Below are 20867 nucleotides of genomic sequence, written 5' to 3'. Positions count from 1 at the left end.
TTCCTAGAGAAACACACAGATCTAAACTGAGCTTAAATAGTGTAAGCACGCTCACCATGACTGACGGTATCTAAACCTTCACGCTCTTCATCGTGCGTAACCCGTAAGCCAATGGTGTGCTTCAATAGCATCAGAATGACAAAGCTCACCACCCCTGACCACAAAATCGCTACCCCCACGCCCCATAGCTGACTGAAGATTTGTGAGCTGCTATAGGCCGCAACCGTACCTGTAGCATAGTCAAAGACCCCAGAGCCACCCAAAGCTGGATTGATCACAATACCAGTACCAATCGCACCTATGATGCCACCAATACCGTGTACACCGAATACATCTAAGGAGTCGTCATAGCCAAGCATATGTTTCAAGCCAGTGACACCCCATAAGCAAGCTGCTCCCGTGATTAAACCTAAAGCAATCGCCCCCATCGGACCTGCAAAACCAGCCGCTGGCGTAATAGCCACTAAGCCAGAGACAGCGCCGGATACCACCCCCAGTAATGAAGGCTTACCCCGTAATAACCACTCAGCAGCCATCCACGATAAACCTGCCGCAGCAGTAGCGACAATCGTATTCAACATCGCTAAAACAGCAGTGCCCGTCGCCTCTAAGTTAGAACCCGCATTGAAACCGAACCAACCCACCCAGAGTAAAGAAGCACCAATCATGGTCATTACTAAGTTATGCGGAGCCATTGAATCACGGCCATAACCAACCCGCTTACCTACGACAATTGCACCCACTAAAGCCGCCATTGCAGCATTAATATGCACAACGGTACCACCTGCGAAATCTAAAGCGCCTTTAGAAAATAAGAAACCCGCTGGGGCATCATAAGCAGATGGACCACCCCAGAACCAGACCATATGTGCCATTGGTAGATAAGAGAAGGTAAACCACAGTACACAGAAGATTAATAAAGCTGAGAATTTAATCCGCTCAGCAAAACCACCGACGATCAGAGAAACAGTGATAGCCGCAAAGGTCAATTGGAAGATGGCAAAAACCATTTCATGAATCACCACCCCTTTAGTAAAGGTTTCCACTGTGACAGAAGTATCTACCCCTTTTAGGAATAACTTATCAAAACTACCAATAAAGCTATTTAAACTACTGCCATCGGTGAAGGCTAAGCTATAGCCATAGATAACCCACAATAGGGCGATTAAGCAGAAAATGCTAAAGACTTGCGCAAGAACTGAGAGCATATTCTTAGAGCGTACCAAGCCGCCATAGAATAAAGCTAAGCCCGGAATCACCATCATAATGACGAGTAAAGTGGAAACCATCATCCACACCGTATCGCCTTTATCGGGTGTTGGTGCAGTAGATGCAGCAGTCGCAGCTGCATCAGCGGCGGCAGTAGTCACCTCTTGTGCCCCAGCTAGACCGGATAGACCTAACAAAGCCCCTGTTAGCATTAAAGCAAACTTTAAATTCATTCCATCCCCCTTTAGAGCGCTTCGCTACCAGTTTCGCCCGTACGAATCCGTACGACTTGTTCCAACGGCATCACAAAGATTTTGCCATCACCAATTTTCCCGGTATTAGCAGCCTTGCTAATGGCCTCGATCACGCGATCTACTAAGCTGTCATCAATAGCAATTTCGACTTTAATCTTTGGTAAGAAATCAACCACATACTCAGCACCACGATATAATTCAGTATGTCCCTTCTGCCGTCCAAAACCTTTCACTTCAGTCGCAGTGATGCCCTTGACCCCGATTTCACTGAGCGCATCCCGCACATCGTCGAGCTTAAACGGCTTGATAATGGCTGTTATCATCTTCATCAGTAGCACTCCTTTTCTAATGCCATGAAACTGTAAAAACTTGCAGCTTTAAAACTTAAGGCTTGTCTAGCAAGGGCTATGCCAACTTTAAAAAGCGCCTAAAACCCACAGATTGATTTAAACTAGTGTCGATTCGTAAGCACTGCGAACTATCTATGCACCAGAAAAGTGCTTACAAAAATTTTCTATGCACCAGTATTTTCGGCTAAGCCATTAGGAGTCACAGCAATGAGCAATCCTTTAGATGACATGATGAAAAAGTTTTCAGAACTACTACCTGAGCCGGTACGCAATATGCAGGAGGATTTTGAGAAGAATATGCGTGGTGTGATGGAAGCGGGTTTACAAAAAATGAATTTGGTTACCCGCGAAGAATTTGATATTCAAACGGCTGTGCTACAACGCACTCGCGAAAAATTAGAGGCGCTAGAAGCCCGTTTAAATGAATGGGAAAATAAACAGGCTTCCGCAACCAACCAAAACGAACAAGGTGGTGCTAATTAAGTTTAGGCTGCATCGGGTTTATCTTCAGCCTCATCGTTAGAATCACGCGCTGGATGCTTAGAACGTTCGGGAGCAATCTGTTCCCGAATAAACCCCGTTAAACCGTCACTGCTATCGCCTTTTAAATCGACTTCCCGCAGCAAACTATCAATTAAGGGAACTTGTGCACGATAACGTAGCGCACTATCCACAATTTGATCAGCTAAACCACCCTTATTACCACCACCACTCATATTAGCAGAAGATGAACTTGAAACAGCACCTAAACCGTCAATATGCATGATTTTAATACCATCGATATTTTCAATCGGTTTTACACTCTCACGAATAATTTGTGGTAACTGCCGGACAATTTCCATTTTGACTTGCATATCAATTTGGCTTTGCCCAAGAATATTGGCAGCTTCATTTAAAGTACGTTTCCCAATCGCCTCCACTTGATAACGAACTTCCGCGGCTTTTGCTGCTAAGCGCTCTACTTCTGCATTTGCTTCCGCAATAATAGTTTGGCGCTGAGCTTCTTTTTGCGCACTAATTACTTCGATGAGTTTTTTACGCTCTGCTTCGGCTTTTTCACGCGCGGTAGCGATTTCCTCAGTTAAGCGTGCCGCTTCAGCTTTCATTTTGTCGGTCGCCATCCAAGCCTCAGAAATACCCTTTTCAAATTCAGCACGCGCAACTTCCATATCACGCCGCGCCATTTCAATGGCCGTTTCTTTAGCAATGCGAATTTCTTCTAATTCACGCTCTACTCGAAGTTTATTTTCCTCAATATCCTTGGCAGTTTGCGCTTGTAAATCGGCTAAATACTTTTCTTGTTGTTTCTGTGCTTCTACTTCTTGTTGTTGAATATGCAAACGCCGCTGCTCAGCCTCTTTATTTTTCTCTTGGATTTTAATTTTATTTTCTTGCTCAATGTCATTCCGGCGCTTGCGACTTTCTTCGGTAATTTCATCCAGCTTAATTAAACCGCGCGCATCGAATGCATTGTTTTCATCTAAATACTCTCGTGCTGTTTGATCTAAGCGCATTAAAGAAACTGAAACTAACTCCAATCCATTCTTTTGGAACTCAGTATTTAAGTTATTTTCTACATTACTTTCAAAATCCGCGCGTTTTACATGTAATTCATCCAAAGACATGCTAGAAGCAACCGAACGCAGCGCTGCAACGCATTGTGCCTCAACGATTTCTTTCATACGTTCTTGATTTAAGGTGCGATCACCTAAAGTACGTGCCGCAGTAGAAATGGCTGCATGATTTTGTGCAACCCGCAAGAAGAACTCTGCTACCACATCAACCCGCAAAGAATCATGGGTAATCAAGGCATCATGGTTAGAACGCTCCACCTCCACCCGCATGGTTTGCATATTAATCGTCATCATGTCATGCAAGACTGGAAATACCAGCGCACCACTATTCATCACCACATGTTCACCACCAAACCCCGTACGCACAAAAGCACGATCCTTAGTAGAGCGTCGATAAAAAGTGGAGAATAAAGCGATTACGATCAACACGACGGCTAACGCAACCACTCCAGCGTATACGATGGAGTTATTTAAGGAATCCATACTTGTCCAGCCTAGGCAAAGGTAAGTGAAATCCAGTATAAACCCTTCCGAATCGACATGCGCTATTTAGACAATAATTCCCCCTTAGCCCACTGAGCCTCGTATGGATAATGCCCTTCTTAATCGCAGTTTTGAGTTTTTACTCCTGCCCCCTGGCCAATTTCTAGTGTTAGCCTTAATCGCTCTGCTCTGGAGAAAACGCAAAATGCTCGTTTGTAGTCTATTCGCTTTTGCTGCTTTGCAAATTCTTATCCTAAGCTTGCCGATCACTGCTAGCTGGCTACTCGGCGAACTAGAAAAACAATACCCACCGCGCTTCGAACTATGGAAACAAGAACCCTTACCTCAAGCTATTGTCGTGTTAGGCTCAGGACGGAATTTAAACGTTCCAGAATACGCTGGTGGAGAAAGCACTTCCTTAGCGGGCATTGAACGCTTACGTTATGCTGCACATTTACCTCGTGCCACAGGCTTACCGATTCTAGTCACGGGTGGCAGTCCTTTACCGGATGCGCGTAGTGAAGCGGAACTGATGCGCGATGTCTTACAAGATGAGTTTCGCGTCCCTGTAAAATGGCTAGAAACCGAAAGTCACACGACTTGGCAAAACGCACAGTTTACTGATGAAATGCTTTCAAAAGCCGGTATTCACTCAGCTTGGTTAGTCACCCAAGCTTGGCATATGCCACGCAGTTTATATTCCTTTCGGAAGCGCAAACTACAGTATCTTCCTGCCTCGGTGTCTTATAGCGGTGCGATTCAATGGACGGATTACCCTATGAAATTTGTGCCACAGGCAACTGCCTTGGTACGCAGCTCTATTGCCCTGCACGAATGGATCGGCTTGCTGTGGTATTCGTTACGCGACAAGCTGCAATAACTAAGGTTGCGGACGCTGTTTATAGAATGTCAAAGGAATCGAAGTAGCCACTGTACTGGGTGGTGCTTGCTTCAAAATATGCTTTTTCATCTTGCCCATTACATGCATTTCACAAGGGCGACATTCGAATTTCAGGGTGTAAGTTTCGTCGCCATTTTTGAGAATCAAAGGATCAGCGCGCACCTGCCCCATCACCCCTTGCACACCTTTGGCTTGTTTCGGGCAGAGATTATAAGAGAAACGCAGGCAATGTTTGGTGATCATTAAACTCACCTCACCTTCCTCTTCGTGCGCTTCATAGGCTGGCTCAATCACCTCCACGCCGTGCTTACGATAAAACTGCCAAGCCAGCGAGTTATAAACATTAGCGAGATAAGACAGTGAGGTTTCAGGATAGCGTGGCGCTGGTTGCATAGGCGCTTTACGGGGCGGCCGCTGCCAAACCGCTAAGCGTGCTTGCTCTAAAGCTGCCACCGCATCGCGGCGCAATTGATTCAAACTAGACGCAGGCACAAACCACGGTTGGCTCAAGTTAAGCTGAATATCTTGTGCAGTGAAAATCGTATTACCCAATTTGCCTACATTATCGCGCAAACTTGCCCACGCTTTATCCGCTTGGCGAGCTGGTTCTAAAGCCAAATCAAGCGGCACTGTCGCACTAATCATATCCGCATCGGTAAGACTCAAACTCAAGCCAGTCGGTGTTTCATTTAAGCTGATCCACACAGGAATTAAGCGTTCTGCCGATTTTTTTAACAGCGCCAATTCCCACGCATGATCACGATTACGCGACACTTCAGTGCCAAGTTTTAAGCCCACCAAGCTACTCGGATCATTCGGCACAATACGCCAGATCGTTTCACCCTCTTTAGTTTTGCCGCGCTGTTCCACGGTGTTCGCTTGCAAGCCGACCACTTCGCGCTTACGCATGAAGCTCAGGCCATCACCATTTGCCATCATTTCCGGAGTAGCTAGCTCCAGCCAATCTTTACTGACTTGATGGACAGTACCTAAACGCAAGCCGACAAACTTGGGTGAGTCAAATGCTCCAATGTCTGGTTTGCGGGCTGTGGCAAAATAATCGGTACTGCCACGATGAAAGGTTTTGTCGGGATTTGGTTTGAAGAAGATCTCGCTAGAACCAGAACTTGCACGCGCCCATTCAGGCCGCCGTTCCAAAATTTGATCTAATAATTGGCGGTAATGCGCAGTAATATTTTTTACATAGGACACATCTTTATAGCGCCCCTCAATCTTCAGCGAACGCACACCCGCATCGAGTAAAGCCTCCAAATTCGCTGACTGATTATTGTCCTTCATCGACAACAAATGCTTATCGAAAGCAATCACCGCCCCATTTTGCTCGGTGAGGGTATAAGGCAAACGGCAAGCCTGCGAACAATCGCCACGATTCGCACTGCGCCCTGTTTCTGCGTGACTGATATAACATTGCCCTGAAAACGCAACACATAAAGCACCATGAATAAAATACTCAATGGTCGCGCCCTCACCCACCGTTTGAGCAATCTCGCGAATCTGTGGCAAGCTTAACTCACGCGCTAGCACAATCTGCGAAAATCCAGCATCGGCTAAAAACTTGGCTTTGGCAGCAGAACGAATATCGCATTGGGTAGAGGCATGCAATTGAATCGGCGGAATGTCCATCTCCAATAGCGCCATATCCTGCACAATCAATGCATCCACACCCACATTATATAAATCGGTGACTAAACGCCGTGCTGGCTCTAACTCGGCCTCATGCAAAATCGTGTTTAAAGTCACGAAAATGCGTGCATGAAAACGATGCGCAAACTGCACCAATTCAGCAATTTCCGCCACAGTATTACTCGCATTATGCCGCGCACCAAAATCGGGGCCACCGATATAGACCGCATCCGCACCATGCAAAATGGCTTCGCGGCCAATCTCAGCGGTTTTGGCAGGAGAAAGAAGTTCGATTTGGTGGGGTTGCAGACTCATGATGCTTGGCTAAGGAGTTTTAGAATAGAAAATTATAACATTAATATCAGCTACTGCTGCACACTAAAAGAATTGCCTTGTAGACCAACGACCACAGTCAATGGCTTAGGAATCTGCTTTACTAGCTGTTTAATAGTATTCAGATCCCTCACTCCCGGAACAAAAACACAATCAGCACCCGCCTCACAATAGCGCTGTGCACGTTTTAGAGCTTCGGCGAAAGGCTGAGGGTGTTCGACGAGATAACAATCGGTACGCGCAGTTAACACAATGAGCCTTATTGAACTGATTTTGCATAAAGAGCTGCCTGTAAATAAGTCTTATGAGAAAGATTGGCGTAAGGACACATTTAGGGATAAAGTTGCAGCCAACTCCTCATTCTATTTTGCTCTCAAGATATTGATTAGAGCGTAATTCTTTATCAGATTTCAAAGGTATTCATAATCATGAGCTTTGCTAAATTGCTCTTGCGACTAATGTTTTGGACATTAGCAGGAAGCCTCATTGCAACACCGCTACTAGCTGCTGAACCACTTAATTTTAAACAAGTTAATTTTGCGGGCGAACTCTATCAAGCCCAACAAGCCGAGTTAGTTGCAACGCCTTTAAACGCCAGCAAAACAGCTGACCTTCAACTAGAACAGTTTCAAATTTTCACCCCCGATGCCAAGATCACTATCAAAGGTAGTTCTGGAACCCAGAATCTGCCTCTACCACAGACTCATTATTTTCAGGGTAAGGTTGCTGAGCAAGCTAATTCCTCTGCTTTTATGGCCATTGATGCAGATGGTAAGACTCGCTCGATTGTGCAACTAGAAGGGCAAATCTATGTGAGCGGGCATTCCAAAGAACAAGCTGAAGATTTCAATACCCGTGCTTTGATTCCAGAGCAAGACTTCAAACACAAGGATTTTAGCTGTGGTGTAGATGGAAGCAATCAATTTAAACCACCTTTACCTGCAGGGATTAAAGCTAAATTAAAGGCTCCACACCGTGCTCAACTGGGCAATGGCTTAAACTATACCGCTGAACTCATCATTGAAACAGATTATGAGTTTTATAGTTTATTCAACAATACGGCTGCTGCTGCACAATATATCACTGATTTAATGGCTTATGTCTCCAGCATTTATGAGGCCGAAATCAACACCACCCTACGTTTAAAAGAAATCGTGCTTTACACCAGCCCTGATGATCCTTGGGAGGCTTCAAGCACCAGTAGCGCTCTTTATGAACTGCAGTCGTATTACTTAACTAAACGAGTTAGTGTTGCACGTACCACGGTACACTTTTTGAGTGGTAAAAATAGTATGAATGGTGGCATTGCTTTTATTGCAAGTATTTGTACCGCCCCTTCTTACGCAGGCGCGAGCCAAGGCTCTTATGACTTTGGTGTTAGTGGGGGTATGAGTGGTAGCTTTACTCCCAATAGTCCTATGATTGTTTGGGATGCTTATGTGGTTGCGCATGAACTAGGGCATAATTTTGGCAGTTCCCATACACATGCCTATGATGTTGATCACGGTTATAACCTGCCTATTGATTGTTGCTATGCAACCGCTGGTGGTGTTTGCCAAAATTATCAACCAGCTATGAACTTGCCAGGCTTAGGCACATTAACTGGGGGTAGTACTGCTACTCATCCTGGTACTATTATGAGCTATTGCCATTTAGTCAGTGGTGGCTCACAAAATCTCTCAATGAGCTTTGGTACTAATCATCCTTATGGCGTCGATGCATTTCGAGTACCTGAGCAAATGCGCTCCACCGTTGAAACGTATGCAGCAGCCTACCCGCAATGTTTAGTACCTAATGTAACCGTCAGTCCAACTGTTTTCGGTTTTGCTTCTGTCAGCAAATGGCATGAGTCTTTTGTCGCAAATCAAGCTCTCCCACTCATTGGTGATTTCAATGGTGATCATCTGGATGATGTAGCCAGCTTCGCCCAATATACTAGCCATAAAGTGTTTGTAGCGCTGTCGACTGGTACTAAATTAGCAACTAAAACCTTATGGAAAACCCAATTTGCTTTGGCGAATGAAGAGGTTGCGGTTGGTGATTTTAACGGTGATGGCAAAACGGACTTGATGAGCCTAACGCATAATAATTTACGCCAAGTTTATGTAGCTCCTTCTAATGGCAACAGTTTTGACAATCCTCGTTTATGGTTTAGCCTGAAAAGTGCCCAAGATGGCCTACCCGTAATAGGTGACTTTAATGGTGATGGCAAAGATGACTTAGCCACACTTAAACGTGGTAAGGGGTTAATCTTAGTTAGCTTATCGAACGGTAGCTTATTTGGCTCTCAAACGCAGTGGAGTGATGCATTACCTTTAAATGTGCAGCAAATCGTAGTCGGTGATTTCAATGGGGATAAGCAAACTGATTTAGGTTTTAGCTTTAGCAATGGGGAAGTAAAAGTCAGCCTCTCTACTGGCACTAGCTTCACTCCTGCAACCGTTTGGCATACCAGTCTAGCGACTGGAGCTAGCCAATTAGTAGCTGGTGATTTTAATGCTGATGGCAAAGATGATATGGCTAGTTACCTACCCACTGAGTCTGGTGGAATTTACCTAGCTTTGGCTGAAGATGGTAAATTCGGTATCAATCAAAAAGCGCATAACTGGTTTGCACCCTATGATCAAGTGATCAAGGTTGGGCGATTTACCCATGATAGTGCCAGCGATGTAATTAGCTTTACACGTGGCTCGACGGCGGATGTTTGGTTAGCTACTGATTTAAAGCAGTAGCTTAGTTTAAAAGCGGCGACTACTGATGAGTTGCCGCTGTAGTTTATTCCCTTACTTCGGCTGATACTCCAAACTAAGCATCCCATTTACACCGGGCTGGTTATAACCTTTCCGCAGCTCGTAATCTTTATCTAAGACATTAGCTAGTTTCGCACTAACTGCTAAATCACGATTAATCGCATATTTCGCCCGCAAATCTAAAGTGCCAAAACCAGCTAAAGGTTGGAGGTTAGAAGTATCATTATAACGACGACCTTCAGCATGGATAGCAGCCCCCACGGAGACACGCCCTAATTGGCGCTCTGCATCTAGATTAAAAATTTGCTTAGGGCGGTTGATCAATAAATCCCCCGCTTGCTCGCCACTGGCTACTTCTGGTTTTTGGAAAGTGGCATTACCTGAAATTTGCCATTCCCCTAAACGCTGAGCAGCAGACAGTTCTAAACCGGTAATTTTAGCACTGGCCACATTCATCGGTTTCCAAATACCTCCACCGGTATCCCGCCATTGAATCAGGTCGTCGATCTTATTTTGGAAAGCAGAAATTGCCCACTCACCACTAGCTAAACGTCCTGCTACACCCAATTCTAGGTTTTTGCTATTTTCTGGCTTTAAGTCGGCGTTGCCACTGAAGGGATAATAAAGATCATTAAACGTCGGTGCTTTAAAAGCGCTGCCATAAGAGGCCGTTGCACGCAAGCCTTCAGAAAACTCATGCGCAACAGCAACTCCACCAGTAGCCTTTTTGCCAAATTGCTCGTTGTCATCTTGACGGGCAGAAATATCGAATTTATTGTCACCCGCTGTTAGTTGGTAGCTTGCAAATAAGCCAGTGTTTTTGCGCGAGGTCACAGCATAATCAGTCGTACCACTGACCTTATCTTTAACCTGATCTAAGCCCGCTGTCACATTGCCTGCAGCACCTAATTGCATATCAGTTTGCAAGGTAGCGCTCGTGCGTTTGGTTTGGAAACGCTCTTGGAAGACGCTATCTTTGTAACTATCCTGTTTATCGACTGAGTTCCCCAGTTGCGCTGTTATGGTAGTGCTTGCGCCTACAGGTGCACTAAACTTTCCCTGTGTGACTTGCTGTTTAAAGTGATTTTCGTTTTGATATTCACCATCAAACTCACTTTTCCCTTGAGCTTGCATCACACCGGCCTCAGCAGTCATGCCATTTTCAAAGCGATTACCTGCCCGCAGAGAAAAGCTATTATTCCTATAGCCGTCTTTATCCGATTCATACACTTTGCCAGTCGAGAAATCGGGTAAATACACTGTATAGAAATCTTGGGAATTAATTCCATCAGTACGCTCGGTTGCTGCATTCAGATTAAACCAAGTACCTTCACCAGAACCACCACTAATCCCAGCATTCGCTTTAGCAGTATTGAAACTGCCATAAGAGATCGAAGCATTTGGTTGAATACCTTTAGTTCCACTGCCTTTGCGCGTGAATATTTGAATCACACCCCCAATCGCCTCCGAGCCATACAAACTAGAACGAGGTCCCCGCACGATTTCAATGCGCTCTACTTGAGCTAAAGGAAATAACTCTAGTGGCGTAGTACCTAAAGTTGCAGAGCCTACTTTCACACCATCGATAAGTACTAAGACATGGCTATCATTAGTGCCGCGTAAATGGACTGAGGTTTGTTTACCCATATAGCCGCTGCTAGTCAGCGATAAGCCGGGAGTTGTTTCTATGACTTCAGCAATGCTACTGGCTTGGGTTTGTTCAATTTCTTTACGGGTAATGACCGTAACGGGTGCCAAAGTCTCATCAGCAGTTTGTGCTTTCCTACCCGCAGTGATGATAATTTCAATGTCATTATTGGCTGGCTCAGCCCAGACCAATGCAGGAAAAGAAACTGCGCTTAGGCTCACACTGCCTAATACAGTCAGAATAGAGGTTTTCATGGTATGAATTCCTACTTGCCGCGCCCACCGCGCAGCTGGTTGGGAAACATGACATGCAAGTTGCAGTCACAATAAACTAGGCCGGTATCCGGGCTTGTAAGTGACTGTATGTCGATTGCTGCACCTTCCCATGCGCGAGCACAGTGGCTATAGCAGCAAACTTACTGACCGTTGCGGGGGCAGCGCTGGCTTATACCAGCTTCCCGTTTAACACTTCGAAAAATGCACCTAGACGCGCTGGACGTTACGTGATTGCTGGAGAGCTGTCAAACCACGCTAGGCTGAATCTTTATACTTCTACGGTAAATACTGTTTACGAGCGACTGCTCTGCTTAAGATTTTATATCTAGCTAATTCACCGTTCCGCAAAACGACTAGTTCGGTCTCATAAATAACTATATCCGCCCAACTGAACCAAAGACCAGCATCACTCGTGAATACCAATTCATTTGCAGCATTGCTATGCAGGCTTAAAGTCGGGGCACACAGAGAGCCACCTTTTTCACCGAGAGTAGCACTGACTATTGATCCAGAAAAATATAGGTGCTCGTAGATAGTTGAACTCACTAATTCAATGGTTAAACCCGACAATTGATCTAGGATCATGAAGCCATCCGCTAAGCGTGCTAAGTTAGGTACTTGTTAAATTGAACCGAGCAGCTTGCTTTCGGTCAAATTCATTAGTTCAGAACGATTAAAAATACAGGATATCTCGCATGGTTACACAAGCACGTGTTTTAGTCATGGCTGGTCTACTCAGTGTTATCAGTTTACAGGCTGAAGCCGCTGTGACTGCTTATCAAGCAAGCTACAGCGTTGCTAATTCAGGTTTAACCGTTGGTGATACCAACGTAAGTTTGAGCTATAGCAATAATGGCTACACCTTTCAAAAACAAACCAAAGCGAATGGCATGGCTGCCTTGTTAAGTGGCGATACTCTGACTGAGCGTAGTATCGGTAGTAAGCAGGGAGATCAACTGCAAACCCAGCAATACCTGTATCAACATAAAAGCCGCCGTAAAGCGAAAACAGATCAATATACTTTTACCAATCCTACCCAAGTAAAAGGCAATTTAGACAATACGGCTTATACACTCAAAGTACCGGCTGGAACAATTGACCCGCTATTAATTGAATTACGTTTAATTGAAGATATTGCCGCCAACCGACCCTTGAAATACAGCATTACTGAGCGCGGCAAACTCAAAACCTATCAGTTCCAACGCTTAGGCAAAGAAACCATTACCACTTCATTAGGCAAATATACTTGTGAAAAGGTACAAATGACTCGAGATAATGGTGAACGTCAAACTACCTTGTGGCTAGCCTCTGAACTAGGTTATGTCGCTGCGAAAATTCAGCATAATGAAAAAGGTAATATTACTGAAGCAGAGATTACTAAATTTAAAGCAACTCAATAATTCCGTCATGATTTAGAGGAGTTTAATGGATTCTGGTGCTACCTTAAACTAACCGTTGATAAGGCATTAATATGATTCAGTGAGGTAAATTGGCTGCCATTCTTCCTGACTCTAAGCCACCAACAGGGACTGTTTCTATTCTGATAATCTAGAGCCGTCTACTAAAATTAATCCCTAAAAGGATTTCCTTGGTTGTGCCAAATCCTGAAAATAGTAACAGTCACCATCACTATGCGATTAACAAACTAAATACGAATTTAATATTTAAAAACCATACGAAAGCCCCACAGCCGTTGTTTTAACTTTATCGCCCACCAGATGCTCACGATTTTTATTAATACTGTATTCGAAACTCAGAACGGTTTTCTTAGCCAAATGATAATCTACACCTACTGCTGACAAAGTTTCTTTTTGCCCACCATTCTTAGACTTATTTTCACCATATTGGGCTTTGAAGAAAGAATCACCAGCCTGCACGCCACCACTAACTACAAAAGCATCATGCCCACCACCTATTTCAGGGCGAGCCTGCTCAAAAGTCGCGCCAATCTTATGGCCTTCAAAGAAAGTATAAGCGCCGGTTAAACGCGACATTTTCAAGCTGTCTTTGCCTTGCATGGTGGCAAAGGCTGCATAAATACCGTCTTGCGAATAATTGACTACCGCATCAGTAGCGGTAATTTGCCTGTCGCTTGGGCTGAATTTTTTGTCCTTAGTTAGCTCAAGAGCAAAGCCTAATGAACCGAATTTGTTAATATAAGCAAAGCTTTGATTATAGGTGAATTCAGATTTTAGAATGGCATTGTAGTCAGCAAATTGATCGCTAAATAAGTCAACGGGTGCAGAGGAAACTTTAGTCGCCCCGAACTGACGACCCAAACGAATCTCGCCTAACTGCCCACGTAAACCGACCCAAGCCTGACGTGTATCTGTTTTAACTTTATCTGCGTCATCTAGCTTTACGCCTGCCTCTAAAATATAAGTTCCTTCAATCCCTGCGGAGAGTGGGGTAAAACCTTTTACACCTAAACGAGAACCCGTCATTCGGACTTTATCTACACTTTTACCGTTGTCTTTCAGCAATCCGTAATTAGCATTTAAAGTACCAAAAATAGTGGTGTCCGCCCCACTGATTAAAGGAGTAGTCAAGCCAGTCATGGCTAATAAGAACTTAATCCGCTTCATTATCGACTCCGTGCTTGTACTTATTTAATCTTATCTGCCTTTCTGGGTCACAATGGCTACCCCCACATTGAGGCCTAAATTTAGTGAGTCTAATACAAAAAAAGCCACAAATGCGGTAACACTTGTGGCTTTTCGGATAAGCTTGGAGAAAAGATTAACGTTTGGAGAACTGAGTCGCGCGACGTGCTTTGTGCAAACCGACTTTCTTCCGTTCAACTTTACGTGCATCCCGAGTCAGGAAGCCATCTTTCTTCAATGAGCCACGCAAACCTTCGTCATATTGCAGTAAGGCACGAGCAATACCTAAACGAATCGCACCCGCTTGACCTGTGGTACCACCACCAGTCACAGTGACATCACAATCCACTTTGTCAGTTAAGCTGATGCTGTTCAGCGGTTGACGAATCACCATGCGCGCAGTTTCGCGTGCAAAGTATTGATCAATTGGTTGATTGTTGACAGTGATATTGCCACTGCCAGTGCGCAAGAAAACACGAGCAGAAGAAGATTTGCGGCGACCAGTGCCGTAATATTGAGTTGCAGCCATCGAATATTACTCCTTGCCCTTGATGTCCAGCACTAATGGCTGTTGTGCATGATGATTATGCTCTGCACCAGCATAAACTTTCAGTTTACGGTACATAGCACGACCTAATGGGTTCTTAGGTAACATACCTTTAATCGCAAGCTCTACCACACGGCCAGGCGCACGTTGTTGTAATTTCTCAAACGAAAAGGATTTCATATTACCGATATAGCCGGTGTGTTTATGATACATCTTGTCTTGAGCTTTGTTACCGCTCACTGCGACTTTATCCGCATTGATGACAATAATGTAATCCCCTGTATCAACGTGAGGGGTATATTCCGGCTTGTGTTTTCCACGCAAACGCCGGGCTACTTCTGTGGCCAAACGGCCTAACGCCTTACCTTCGGCATCCACGACGTACCAATCGCGTTTTACCTCAGCCGGCTTTGCACTGAATGTTCTCATTCCAAACTCCAAAGAGTATGTAGTAATTATCTGAAAAAATAGACCGCGCATTGTATGGCAAGAAAGGCGCGGAGACAAGGAGTTATCGCGTAAGCAGACAAAAAAAAACGCGACCCTAAAAGCCGCGCAATTACCACCAAAGGAGGATGTATGAAACCTAAGGTTGCCATGCAATATATAGAATATTATAATAAACTAATATTAATAAATACAAGATGGTTACTCTCTCTTTGGCTAGCTGTACCCATCTAGAGATAGGTACAGCCACTAGAATCCTTAAGAAAGAGCACTAATCGGCTTGGATCTTAAGCTTTGCACACTAGGTTTTAATAAACTGCTAGGCACGGATAGCTTCTTAGGTGCCAAAGCCCTATTCAGTTCTCCATATAACCAACTTTGCTCCCAGCTATTAGGCTCTGCGAACCAATAGGCTTTTTGCAAACTAATCCTTTGACACCACTGCGCAGGCAAATACTGATACAACTTCCCTACCCTAAAGCCAATCAGCTTCACTAAGGTTTGTAGAGCCGCTAGCCAAAGCAAACGCTTACGACGCTCACTTAGATAACTAATCAACGAGCGCACATACACCCAAGCTTCTTTATCGGGCTTCCCAATCCCACGTAATAGGGTTGCTTCACTAGCATGGAAGACCCCAATATCAAAATAGCGCCGGAAAATTTGTAGTAGCGAATACTGGTGTGAATGGCGCACTGAGCTTTCTGCAGAATAGACTACTTTCCAACCCGCTAATAATAAACGTGCTGACACATAGCTATCTTCACTGACAATAATATGTTCTGGAAAACCGCCAATACTACGCAACGCACTAGCGCGGTAAGCGGCATACACATCCGAAGAAAAAGCCGCACGGAAGCCTAACTCATCCAAATCCGCTTTACTCCGTACTGCTGAAGCTTCTGGATAGGTATAACTACGGGCATGCTTCTCAATCAAGGATGCATATGGGTGTGGAATATGCCGGCCATAAGCCATCCCTACCTTCGCATCGACCAATTGAGCTAATAGCAACTCCAAAGAATCAGGCTCATCTAAAATCGCATCTTGGGTTAGAAAGATTAAATACTCAGCCCCATGACATAACTCAGCAGCCAATTGCCGCGTACCACCATGATTAAAGGTGTCGGCAGCAATCGAGTAAACCTCTAAACCGGCGGCTAAAGCTTGCTGAGCAGTTTGATCGGTCGACGAAGAGTCAACGACTAGATAACGACCCGCTTGAACGGTTTGTTGCTGAATCCCCTTAATCCATTCACTCCACAACGCACCCGCATTACGCGTTAATACAATGACTGCCACATCAGGACGGCTTATTTTTTTTATCATCTTGTCAAATCCTGCTTAACCTTAAGCGAACAATAGCAAAGCTAAGTTCGCCAAAATCCCCTGTTTAAATAAGCGGTGCTGCACAATCTGCCGCCGCCGTTCCCATCCTTTTAAATATTGCAAACCTGCTAAAGCAGCAACTAACCGATAGTCTGCTCGCGATAACTCATCACCATGTCGCTCTAAGAAAGCCTCAGCTTGCCGACTCCATGCATTCACCCGTAATGTAATTTCGCTTGAAGGTAGTGCTTGTAAATCAGCCCCAATCTGATTATTTCCGTGTTGCCGATAAAACAGCAAAGGCTGTGGCAAAGCGTAAATCCGCCCAAACCAAGCGCACACTAAAGCCAACCAGCGATCGTGTTGAATGGCCTGATCTGGCACTGGAAAGGCCAAATCAGCAGCAGCTCGATTAAAAATACTCGCACAGCCCGAGACGACATTCGTCAGCAAATAAGCTTGTTTAGACTGGTCTTGATCAAATGCATGCATATCCCAAAAGGAGCTTGCGATTAGCGCACGTTGCTCATTTACTACCGCTAAATCAGTATGCACTACTATCGGTTTAACGATACTCAGTTCAGTCTCTAAAGCTTGCAAAGCTGCCAACGAAAACTCAATCTTTTCTGGAAACCAAATATCATCTTGATCACAAAACATTAAATAAGGGGCAGTACTCTGCTCCACTAGGCGGCTAAAGCTTTGGGTGCTACCCAGATGCTCTCCATCAACAATAAACTTACCCAAGTGGTAAGGGTATTCACGCTGCCATTCGAGAATAATTTTATTTGTCTGATCTTGCGAGCCATCATCACGGACTAATAACTCCCAATCTGCAAAACTTTGCCGATTTAAGGAGGCTAATAACTCAGCTAGCCAAGCCTCACCATTCCAAGTCGACAGTAAGATTTGCACTTGAGCCATGATTTAACCTTTACCCAGCCAAACGCGCCACCAACGAAGTGTGCCGCGATTCAAGAGCTGCTGTTTAAGCTTTAAAGCTTGCCAAGCTAGCAAAGCACCAAAACCCGGACTAAAACACCGCCCCCGCCCTGAAGAAAAGCGAAAGGCTTGGGCATAAATAAATAAACGGTGCGGACTCACGATTAAATTCTTAGCTAACTGTGCTGATTTCATTTAGCCGCCCCTATTTCCGCACGCTATGCAAATAAGCCATCCGAAACGCAAAATTTGGTGCGCTGGTGGGAATACTATCTAATAAAGCATAACGCCAAGCAGACTGCTGAACACGTTGCCATAAATGCCGAGGATGCAAAAAATCCTGCCAACGGAGCGCTTTCCGCCCTAACTCCAGCACATGATCATGCCCAAAGTCTTCAGTATGTACTAAGCGGGTTAAATACTGCGTTTCTTCACGACTCGGATAAACGACTGCACGCTCTAACAAGCCATAGACATAGGGGAGTAAATCACTGCTTTTGTAATCCGTTAAGCGCTGCACCGCTTGAAAATGCTCCCAATGCAGCAGCACTCCCTCTTGAATAGCAGCTACCATCCGATTACAAGCAACCTCGGCTAAACGATCTGCTGCCTGAGGTGACTTCAGAACTGGCTCAATTCCATTAGCGGTTTCTTGATAAGCAATCGTGGTCGCTTCTAAAGCCCGCGCGCCTTGCTCAAAAATCTCTTCAAATTCAGCCGGAATGCGCTCACAGGCATTGTCTCGACGAGAATCGTGAATAATGCCTTCGCAATAATTTTGCTTACCAAAATCGTTGTACATCTTCGGCACGAAAGCAAAGTAATAGCCATTCACGACCGGAAAATCAGCACGATGCCCAAAGGCCTGCTTAAGAAATTTTTGGACGGTTCCATTCCAGCCAATATCGACGAGAGCTAACTGTTGATACTGAAAAAACCCCTCTTGCTCTAAATACTTTTCTAGCAGCTCACGATGCCGAGCACCAACTGGGCGAATACAAGCTTGCACTTCAGGATCGGCTAAGAAAGCTAGCAGCCGTGGATCTTGCCAATCCTGAATAGGTTCAGCGAAGTCCTTAAAGCCATGCCGTTTTGCTAAAGGTTGTAAGTCATCCTCTGGCAAGCCATAGACTTTACAGACGGAACGCAAACCTTGCTGCTTTGGATTATAAAAGGCAACTTGAGCTTGCTCGCGTGTTAGGCCATTAGCGGTTGAGGCAGCAGTTATCACCCGCCGCGAGAGATAAAGATACGCATCTTGAGGTTTAGGTTCAGCTAAATGCTGATACATCTGTTGAAACAGATAACCATCACGCGCTACGAAAAATACCTTCTCAACTGGCTTGCGTTGCAAGCGTTCTTGTAGACCTAACATGAAAGTACTAAAAGCAGCCCCTAAGACATCGCGCCCATAGCGAAAATAAAAATCATCGCGCTCAACCGTTAAAGCTTGTAAGCGATTTTGTAGAACCGAAAAGAAATAACGCCCTGACCAAATACTCGCGCGCGTTGCCATACGTACCGCTAAAACCTGCTGATCAATTCGTTTAAGCTCAGCTTTTTCGTAGAACCACACACCTTGTAGACCTTGCGCACAAGCGGCTTGAAAATCAGAACTTGGATTATCGCCTATATGCACCCAAGTGGATTTTTCTAAGTTTTGCTCACTCGCAACCCGCTCATATAAGCTACCAGAGTATTTACATTGCAAACGGTCAGCTGATACATAAACTGCATCAAAGTAGCTGGCTAACCCAAATTTAGTTAGCAGTTCGTGCAGATATGAACCATCTAAATACATATCTGAGATGGCTAAAATGCGTGTATTAGTACGCTTGAGCCATTGCAAGAAAGGTATAACTTCAGGGTTTACATACAAAGCTAAGCTTTCTAACTCCAGCTCTGTGCGGATAATAAAATCAACTAATTCAGGGTTGGGTGCACCTAATAATTGCTCAAGCCAGGCTGGTACTAACTCACTAAAGCGACATTCATAGTCTAGACCTTGTGCCGCTGCTTGCTGACGCAATTTTTGTTCAGTGGTTTGACGCGCTGTCCAAATCGCTTCTGCTTTAAAGGCATTATCTAAGCGTTTGGCTAGTTTACGACATACCGAGCGTTGGACTTGTTCAGGCGTATCAATACGTGCCAATAGGGTGTCAAAAATATCCAAAGAGACTGTTTGCACTTGCCAAGCTTGTAGTTGAGGCTGCAACCAAGCTTGTACTGCTGGCCAATCACGCAAAATCAGCTTCTTACTCACTTGCTTACGCATGGCGCACACTCCGCTTTTCGGGAATTAAGCGCTTTAACCAGCGTAAAGGATTGAGTACAGCATTGCCCAAACGAAAGGCGCGGCTGTTTACCAGCTCCGTTTGTTGTTGACGGAGATTAACCAGAGCTGCATCCCGCTCACTAATCCACTGCTCGCGATCTTTAAGCCATTGCTGCTGGCTTTGAATTAGCTGATCACGCTCGCTAATCCATTGATCACGCTCTTTCACCCAAATGACATGCTTAGCTAACACTTGTTGGAGGCGTTGAATCTGTTGATCGCGCTCTGCTAACCACTGATCTCGATCTTTAAGCCATTGTTGCTGGTAACTAATGAGCTGATCACGTTCAGCAATCCATTGATTACGTTCATGTATCCAGCGATCACGATCATTTACAAGGCGCATTAAAGTTGCTTCACGCGCAACTAAGCGATGATGGAGCGTGCTTAACCATTCCTCGCGGGTATAACGATAGAGATCACGTAGTTGAATCTGTAAACCAGCCAAACTGTTGGTGGTCAACTGCCCAGACAGCGCCGTTAGATTATTGAGGAGCATTTGCATATTCTCCTCAATTGCTGCTAAAGGCTTTTCGCGAATGGTATTATTGGTATGCAAGCGATAATGCAGCAGCGACTCATTCCATAGGCAATGGAGTTTGAACCCAGCCCGATACAAGCGCAGTACATATTCATAATCATGCACATAACGTAAATCGGCGAAACCACCTTGCGCCAAGAAACAATCGCGGCGGAAAAAGAAATTCGAGGTGGTAATGCAGAAATTACCACGCAGCAAAGTACGCAAGCAATCTTGATGCTTTTGATAGTCCGCCACTAAGCCTTGATACCAGGCCCACCAATCAGGCTCGCTTTCGGTTTTAGCGACTGAGTTTGAATCCCATAAGTCGACGCCTGTCACTAAAAAATCACAATGTTGCTGCTCAGCAAGCTTATAGAGGCGTTCTAAGCGTTGTGGATACCAAGCATCATCTGAATTGAGAATAGCAATGTATTTACCTTGTGCGAGGGATAAACCCTCATTCAAGGTCGCAGGAGCACCTTGATTTTGCGTATGTTGAATACAACGGATCGCTAAATGGGGGTGCTGATTAGACCAAGTATTAATTAGCTTCCAGCTTTGATCGCGGGAAGCATCATCAATAATAATTAATTCCCAAGCGGTGAAGCTTTGTGCCGCTACCGAATCAAGCGCCTGTTCAAGCCAAGCGGCGTGATTGTAAGCTGGAATAATAATGCTAATGGCTGGTAGTTGACCACGCATGCGGCTTTCAACCTCGTT

The 20867-nt window shown here is 44.9% G+C and carries 19 protein-coding genes and 1 riboswitch; of the genes, 4 read left to right on the top strand and 15 right to left on the bottom strand.

The features are described from left to right. Nucleotides 1–32: 32 nt before the first annotated feature. Entirely contained in the window at nucleotides 33–1442 is a 1410-nt protein-coding gene (locus Q0230_RS02990) for an ammonium transporter (protein WP_298608014.1), read from the bottom strand. Between the two features lie 11 nt (nucleotides 1443–1453). Then, on the bottom strand, nucleotides 1454–1792 hold the full coding sequence (glnK, locus tag Q0230_RS02985) for a P-II family nitrogen regulator (protein ID WP_298608012.1): 339 nt from the start codon (nucleotides 1790–1792) through the stop codon (nucleotides 1454–1456). A 228-nt stretch (nucleotides 1793–2020) separates the two neighbouring features. On the opposite strand from glnK, the gene Q0230_RS02980 reads away from it, so the two are divergent. Continuing rightward, the gene (locus tag Q0230_RS02980; RefSeq protein ID WP_298608010.1) at nucleotides 2021–2296 is read left to right on the top strand and encodes an accessory factor UbiK family protein; all 276 of its coding nucleotides are present in this window, start codon (nucleotides 2021–2023) and stop codon (nucleotides 2294–2296) included. A 2-nt stretch (nucleotides 2297–2298) separates the two neighbouring features. On the opposite strand, the gene Q0230_RS02975 is transcribed toward Q0230_RS02980, so the two are convergent. Then, on the bottom strand, nucleotides 2299–3870 hold the full coding sequence (locus tag Q0230_RS02975; RefSeq protein WP_298608008.1) for a flotillin domain-containing protein: 1572 nt from the start codon (nucleotides 3868–3870) through the stop codon (nucleotides 2299–2301). 103 nt (nucleotides 3871–3973) lie between these two features. Here Q0230_RS02975 and Q0230_RS02970 point away from each other — a divergent pair, with 103 nt between their 5' ends. After that, on the top strand, nucleotides 3974–4750 hold the full coding sequence (locus Q0230_RS02970; protein ID WP_298608006.1) for a YdcF family protein: 777 nt from the start codon (nucleotides 3974–3976) through the stop codon (nucleotides 4748–4750). Here Q0230_RS02970 and Q0230_RS02965 read toward each other — a convergent pair whose 3' ends face one another. Both Q0230_RS02965 and Q0230_RS02960 read right to left on the bottom strand, forming a co-directional pair. Further along, on the bottom strand, nucleotides 4751–6730 hold the full coding sequence (locus Q0230_RS02965; protein WP_298608004.1) for a U32 family peptidase: 1980 nt from the start codon (nucleotides 6728–6730) through the stop codon (nucleotides 4751–4753). A gap of 50 nt (nucleotides 6731–6780) precedes the next feature. Beyond that, a complete protein-coding gene (locus Q0230_RS02960) occupies nucleotides 6781–6999 on the bottom strand; it encodes an isocitrate lyase/phosphoenolpyruvate mutase family protein (protein WP_298608002.1) in 219 nt (72 codons plus the stop codon). Between the two features lie 177 nt (nucleotides 7000–7176). Between Q0230_RS02960 and Q0230_RS02955 the strand changes: the two genes are divergently transcribed. Next, nucleotides 7177–9480 carry a M12 family metallo-peptidase gene (locus Q0230_RS02955; RefSeq protein WP_298608001.1) on the top strand — a complete coding sequence of 768 codons (2304 nt, stop codon included), beginning with the start codon at nucleotides 7177–7179 and terminating at the stop codon, nucleotides 9478–9480. A gap of 51 nt (nucleotides 9481–9531) precedes the next feature. On the opposite strand, the gene Q0230_RS02950 is transcribed toward Q0230_RS02955, so the two are convergent. Both Q0230_RS02950 and Q0230_RS02945 read right to left on the bottom strand, forming a co-directional pair. Then, on the bottom strand, nucleotides 9532–11400 hold the full coding sequence (locus Q0230_RS02950) for a TonB-dependent receptor (protein WP_298608000.1): 1869 nt from the start codon (nucleotides 11398–11400) through the stop codon (nucleotides 9532–9534). A 61-nt stretch (nucleotides 11401–11461) separates the two neighbouring features. Beyond that, a riboswitch (cobalamin riboswitch) is annotated at nucleotides 11462–11647 on the bottom strand. 50 nt (nucleotides 11648–11697) lie between these two features. Then, entirely contained in the window at nucleotides 11698–12006 is a 309-nt protein-coding gene (locus Q0230_RS02945) for a hypothetical protein (RefSeq protein ID WP_298607999.1), read from the bottom strand. A gap of 110 nt (nucleotides 12007–12116) precedes the next feature. Here Q0230_RS02945 and Q0230_RS02940 point away from each other — a divergent pair, with 110 nt between their 5' ends. Then, on the top strand, nucleotides 12117–12821 hold the full coding sequence (locus Q0230_RS02940; RefSeq protein WP_298607997.1) for a DUF3108 domain-containing protein: 705 nt from the start codon (nucleotides 12117–12119) through the stop codon (nucleotides 12819–12821). Nucleotides 12822–13085: 264 nt separating this feature from the next. On the opposite strand, the gene Q0230_RS02935 is transcribed toward Q0230_RS02940, so the two are convergent. From Q0230_RS02935 to Q0230_RS02900, 8 genes are all read right to left on the bottom strand, one after another. Continuing rightward, nucleotides 13086–14006 (bottom strand): porin, encoded by a 921-nt coding sequence (locus tag Q0230_RS02935; RefSeq protein WP_298607996.1) that lies wholly within the window; start codon nucleotides 14004–14006, stop codon nucleotides 13086–13088. A gap of 154 nt (nucleotides 14007–14160) precedes the next feature. Next, nucleotides 14161–14553 (bottom strand): 30S ribosomal protein S9, encoded by a 393-nt coding sequence (gene rpsI / locus Q0230_RS02930; protein WP_298607994.1) that lies wholly within the window; start codon nucleotides 14551–14553, stop codon nucleotides 14161–14163. Nucleotides 14554–14559: 6 nt separating this feature from the next. Then, nucleotides 14560–15000 carry a 50S ribosomal protein L13 gene (rplM, locus tag Q0230_RS02925; protein WP_298607991.1) on the bottom strand — a complete coding sequence of 147 codons (441 nt, stop codon included), beginning with the start codon at nucleotides 14998–15000 and terminating at the stop codon, nucleotides 14560–14562. 276 nt (nucleotides 15001–15276) lie between these two features. Then, entirely contained in the window at nucleotides 15277–16347 is a 1071-nt protein-coding gene (locus Q0230_RS02920) for a glycosyltransferase (RefSeq protein WP_298607988.1), read from the bottom strand. A gap of 21 nt (nucleotides 16348–16368) precedes the next feature. Further along, a complete protein-coding gene (locus Q0230_RS02915) occupies nucleotides 16369–17271 on the bottom strand; it encodes a glycosyltransferase family 2 protein (protein ID WP_298607987.1) in 903 nt (300 codons plus the stop codon). 3 nt (nucleotides 17272–17274) lie between these two features. Next, the gene (locus Q0230_RS02910; RefSeq protein ID WP_298607984.1) at nucleotides 17275–17484 is read right to left on the bottom strand and encodes a hypothetical protein; all 210 of its coding nucleotides are present in this window, start codon (nucleotides 17482–17484) and stop codon (nucleotides 17275–17277) included. Between the two features lie 10 nt (nucleotides 17485–17494). After that, nucleotides 17495–19564 carry an HAD family hydrolase gene (locus tag Q0230_RS02905; RefSeq protein WP_298607981.1) on the bottom strand — a complete coding sequence of 690 codons (2070 nt, stop codon included), beginning with the start codon at nucleotides 19562–19564 and terminating at the stop codon, nucleotides 17495–17497. After that, nucleotides 19557–20849 carry a glycosyltransferase gene (locus Q0230_RS02900; RefSeq protein WP_298607979.1) on the bottom strand — a complete coding sequence of 431 codons (1293 nt, stop codon included), beginning with the start codon at nucleotides 20847–20849 and terminating at the stop codon, nucleotides 19557–19559. The genes Q0230_RS02905 and Q0230_RS02900 overlap by 8 nt, the downstream gene beginning before the upstream one ends. Between the last annotated feature and the right edge of the window lie 18 nt (nucleotides 20850–20867).

It is taken from the genome of uncultured Thiothrix sp. (assembly GCF_937876535.1).
In the GTDB taxonomy this organism is placed as follows: Bacteria; Pseudomonadota; Gammaproteobacteria; order Thiotrichales; family Thiotrichaceae; genus Thiolinea.
This window is presented reverse-complemented; position numbering and strand designations above follow the sequence as displayed.

What these genes read in the sequence shown, in the direction of transcription:
- Q0230_RS02905 (WP_298607981.1), bottom strand. Translation starts at nt 19,564, where the DNA reads ATGCGTAAGCAAGTGAGTAAGAAGCTGATTTTGCGTGATTGGCCAGCA.
- rplM (WP_298607991.1), bottom strand. Translation starts at nt 15,000, where the DNA reads ATGAGAACATTCAGTGCAAAGCCGGCTGAGGTAAAACGCGATTGGTAC.
- rpsI (WP_298607994.1), bottom strand. Translation starts at nt 14,553, where the DNA reads ATGGCTGCAACTCAATATTACGGCACTGGTCGCCGCAAATCTTCTTCT.
- Q0230_RS02940 (WP_298607997.1), top strand. Translation starts at nt 12,117, where the DNA reads ATGGTTACACAAGCACGTGTTTTAGTCATGGCTGGTCTACTCAGTGTT.
- Q0230_RS02915 (WP_298607987.1), bottom strand. Translation starts at nt 17,271, where the DNA reads ATGGCTCAAGTGCAAATCTTACTGTCGACTTGGAATGGTGAGGCTTGG.
- Q0230_RS02935 (WP_298607996.1), bottom strand. Translation starts at nt 14,006, where the DNA reads ATGAAGCGGATTAAGTTCTTATTAGCCATGACTGGCTTGACTACTCCT.
- Q0230_RS02965 (WP_298608004.1), bottom strand. Translation starts at nt 6,730, where the DNA reads ATGAGTCTGCAACCCCACCAAATCGAACTTCTTTCTCCTGCCAAAACC.
- Q0230_RS02945 (WP_298607999.1), bottom strand. Translation starts at nt 12,006, where the DNA reads ATGATCCTAGATCAATTGTCGGGTTTAACCATTGAATTAGTGAGTTCA.
- Q0230_RS02970 (WP_298608006.1), top strand. Translation starts at nt 3,974, where the DNA reads ATGGATAATGCCCTTCTTAATCGCAGTTTTGAGTTTTTACTCCTGCCC.
- Q0230_RS02950 (WP_298608000.1), bottom strand. Translation starts at nt 11,400, where the DNA reads ATGAAAACCTCTATTCTGACTGTATTAGGCAGTGTGAGCCTAAGCGCA.
- Q0230_RS02920 (WP_298607988.1), bottom strand. Translation starts at nt 16,347, where the DNA reads ATGATAAAAAAAATAAGCCGTCCTGATGTGGCAGTCATTGTATTAACG.
- Q0230_RS02955 (WP_298608001.1), top strand. Translation starts at nt 7,177, where the DNA reads ATGAGCTTTGCTAAATTGCTCTTGCGACTAATGTTTTGGACATTAGCA.
- glnK (WP_298608012.1), bottom strand. Translation starts at nt 1,792, where the DNA reads ATGAAGATGATAACAGCCATTATCAAGCCGTTTAAGCTCGACGATGTG.
- Q0230_RS02990 (WP_298608014.1), bottom strand. Translation starts at nt 1,442, where the DNA reads ATGAATTTAAAGTTTGCTTTAATGCTAACAGGGGCTTTGTTAGGTCTA.
- Q0230_RS02980 (WP_298608010.1), top strand. Translation starts at nt 2,021, where the DNA reads ATGAGCAATCCTTTAGATGACATGATGAAAAAGTTTTCAGAACTACTA.
- Q0230_RS02910 (WP_298607984.1), bottom strand. Translation starts at nt 17,484, where the DNA reads ATGAAATCAGCACAGTTAGCTAAGAATTTAATCGTGAGTCCGCACCGT.
- Q0230_RS02900 (WP_298607979.1), bottom strand. Translation starts at nt 20,849, where the DNA reads ATGCGTGGTCAACTACCAGCCATTAGCATTATTATTCCAGCTTACAAT.
- Q0230_RS02975 (WP_298608008.1), bottom strand. Translation starts at nt 3,870, where the DNA reads ATGGATTCCTTAAATAACTCCATCGTATACGCTGGAGTGGTTGCGTTA.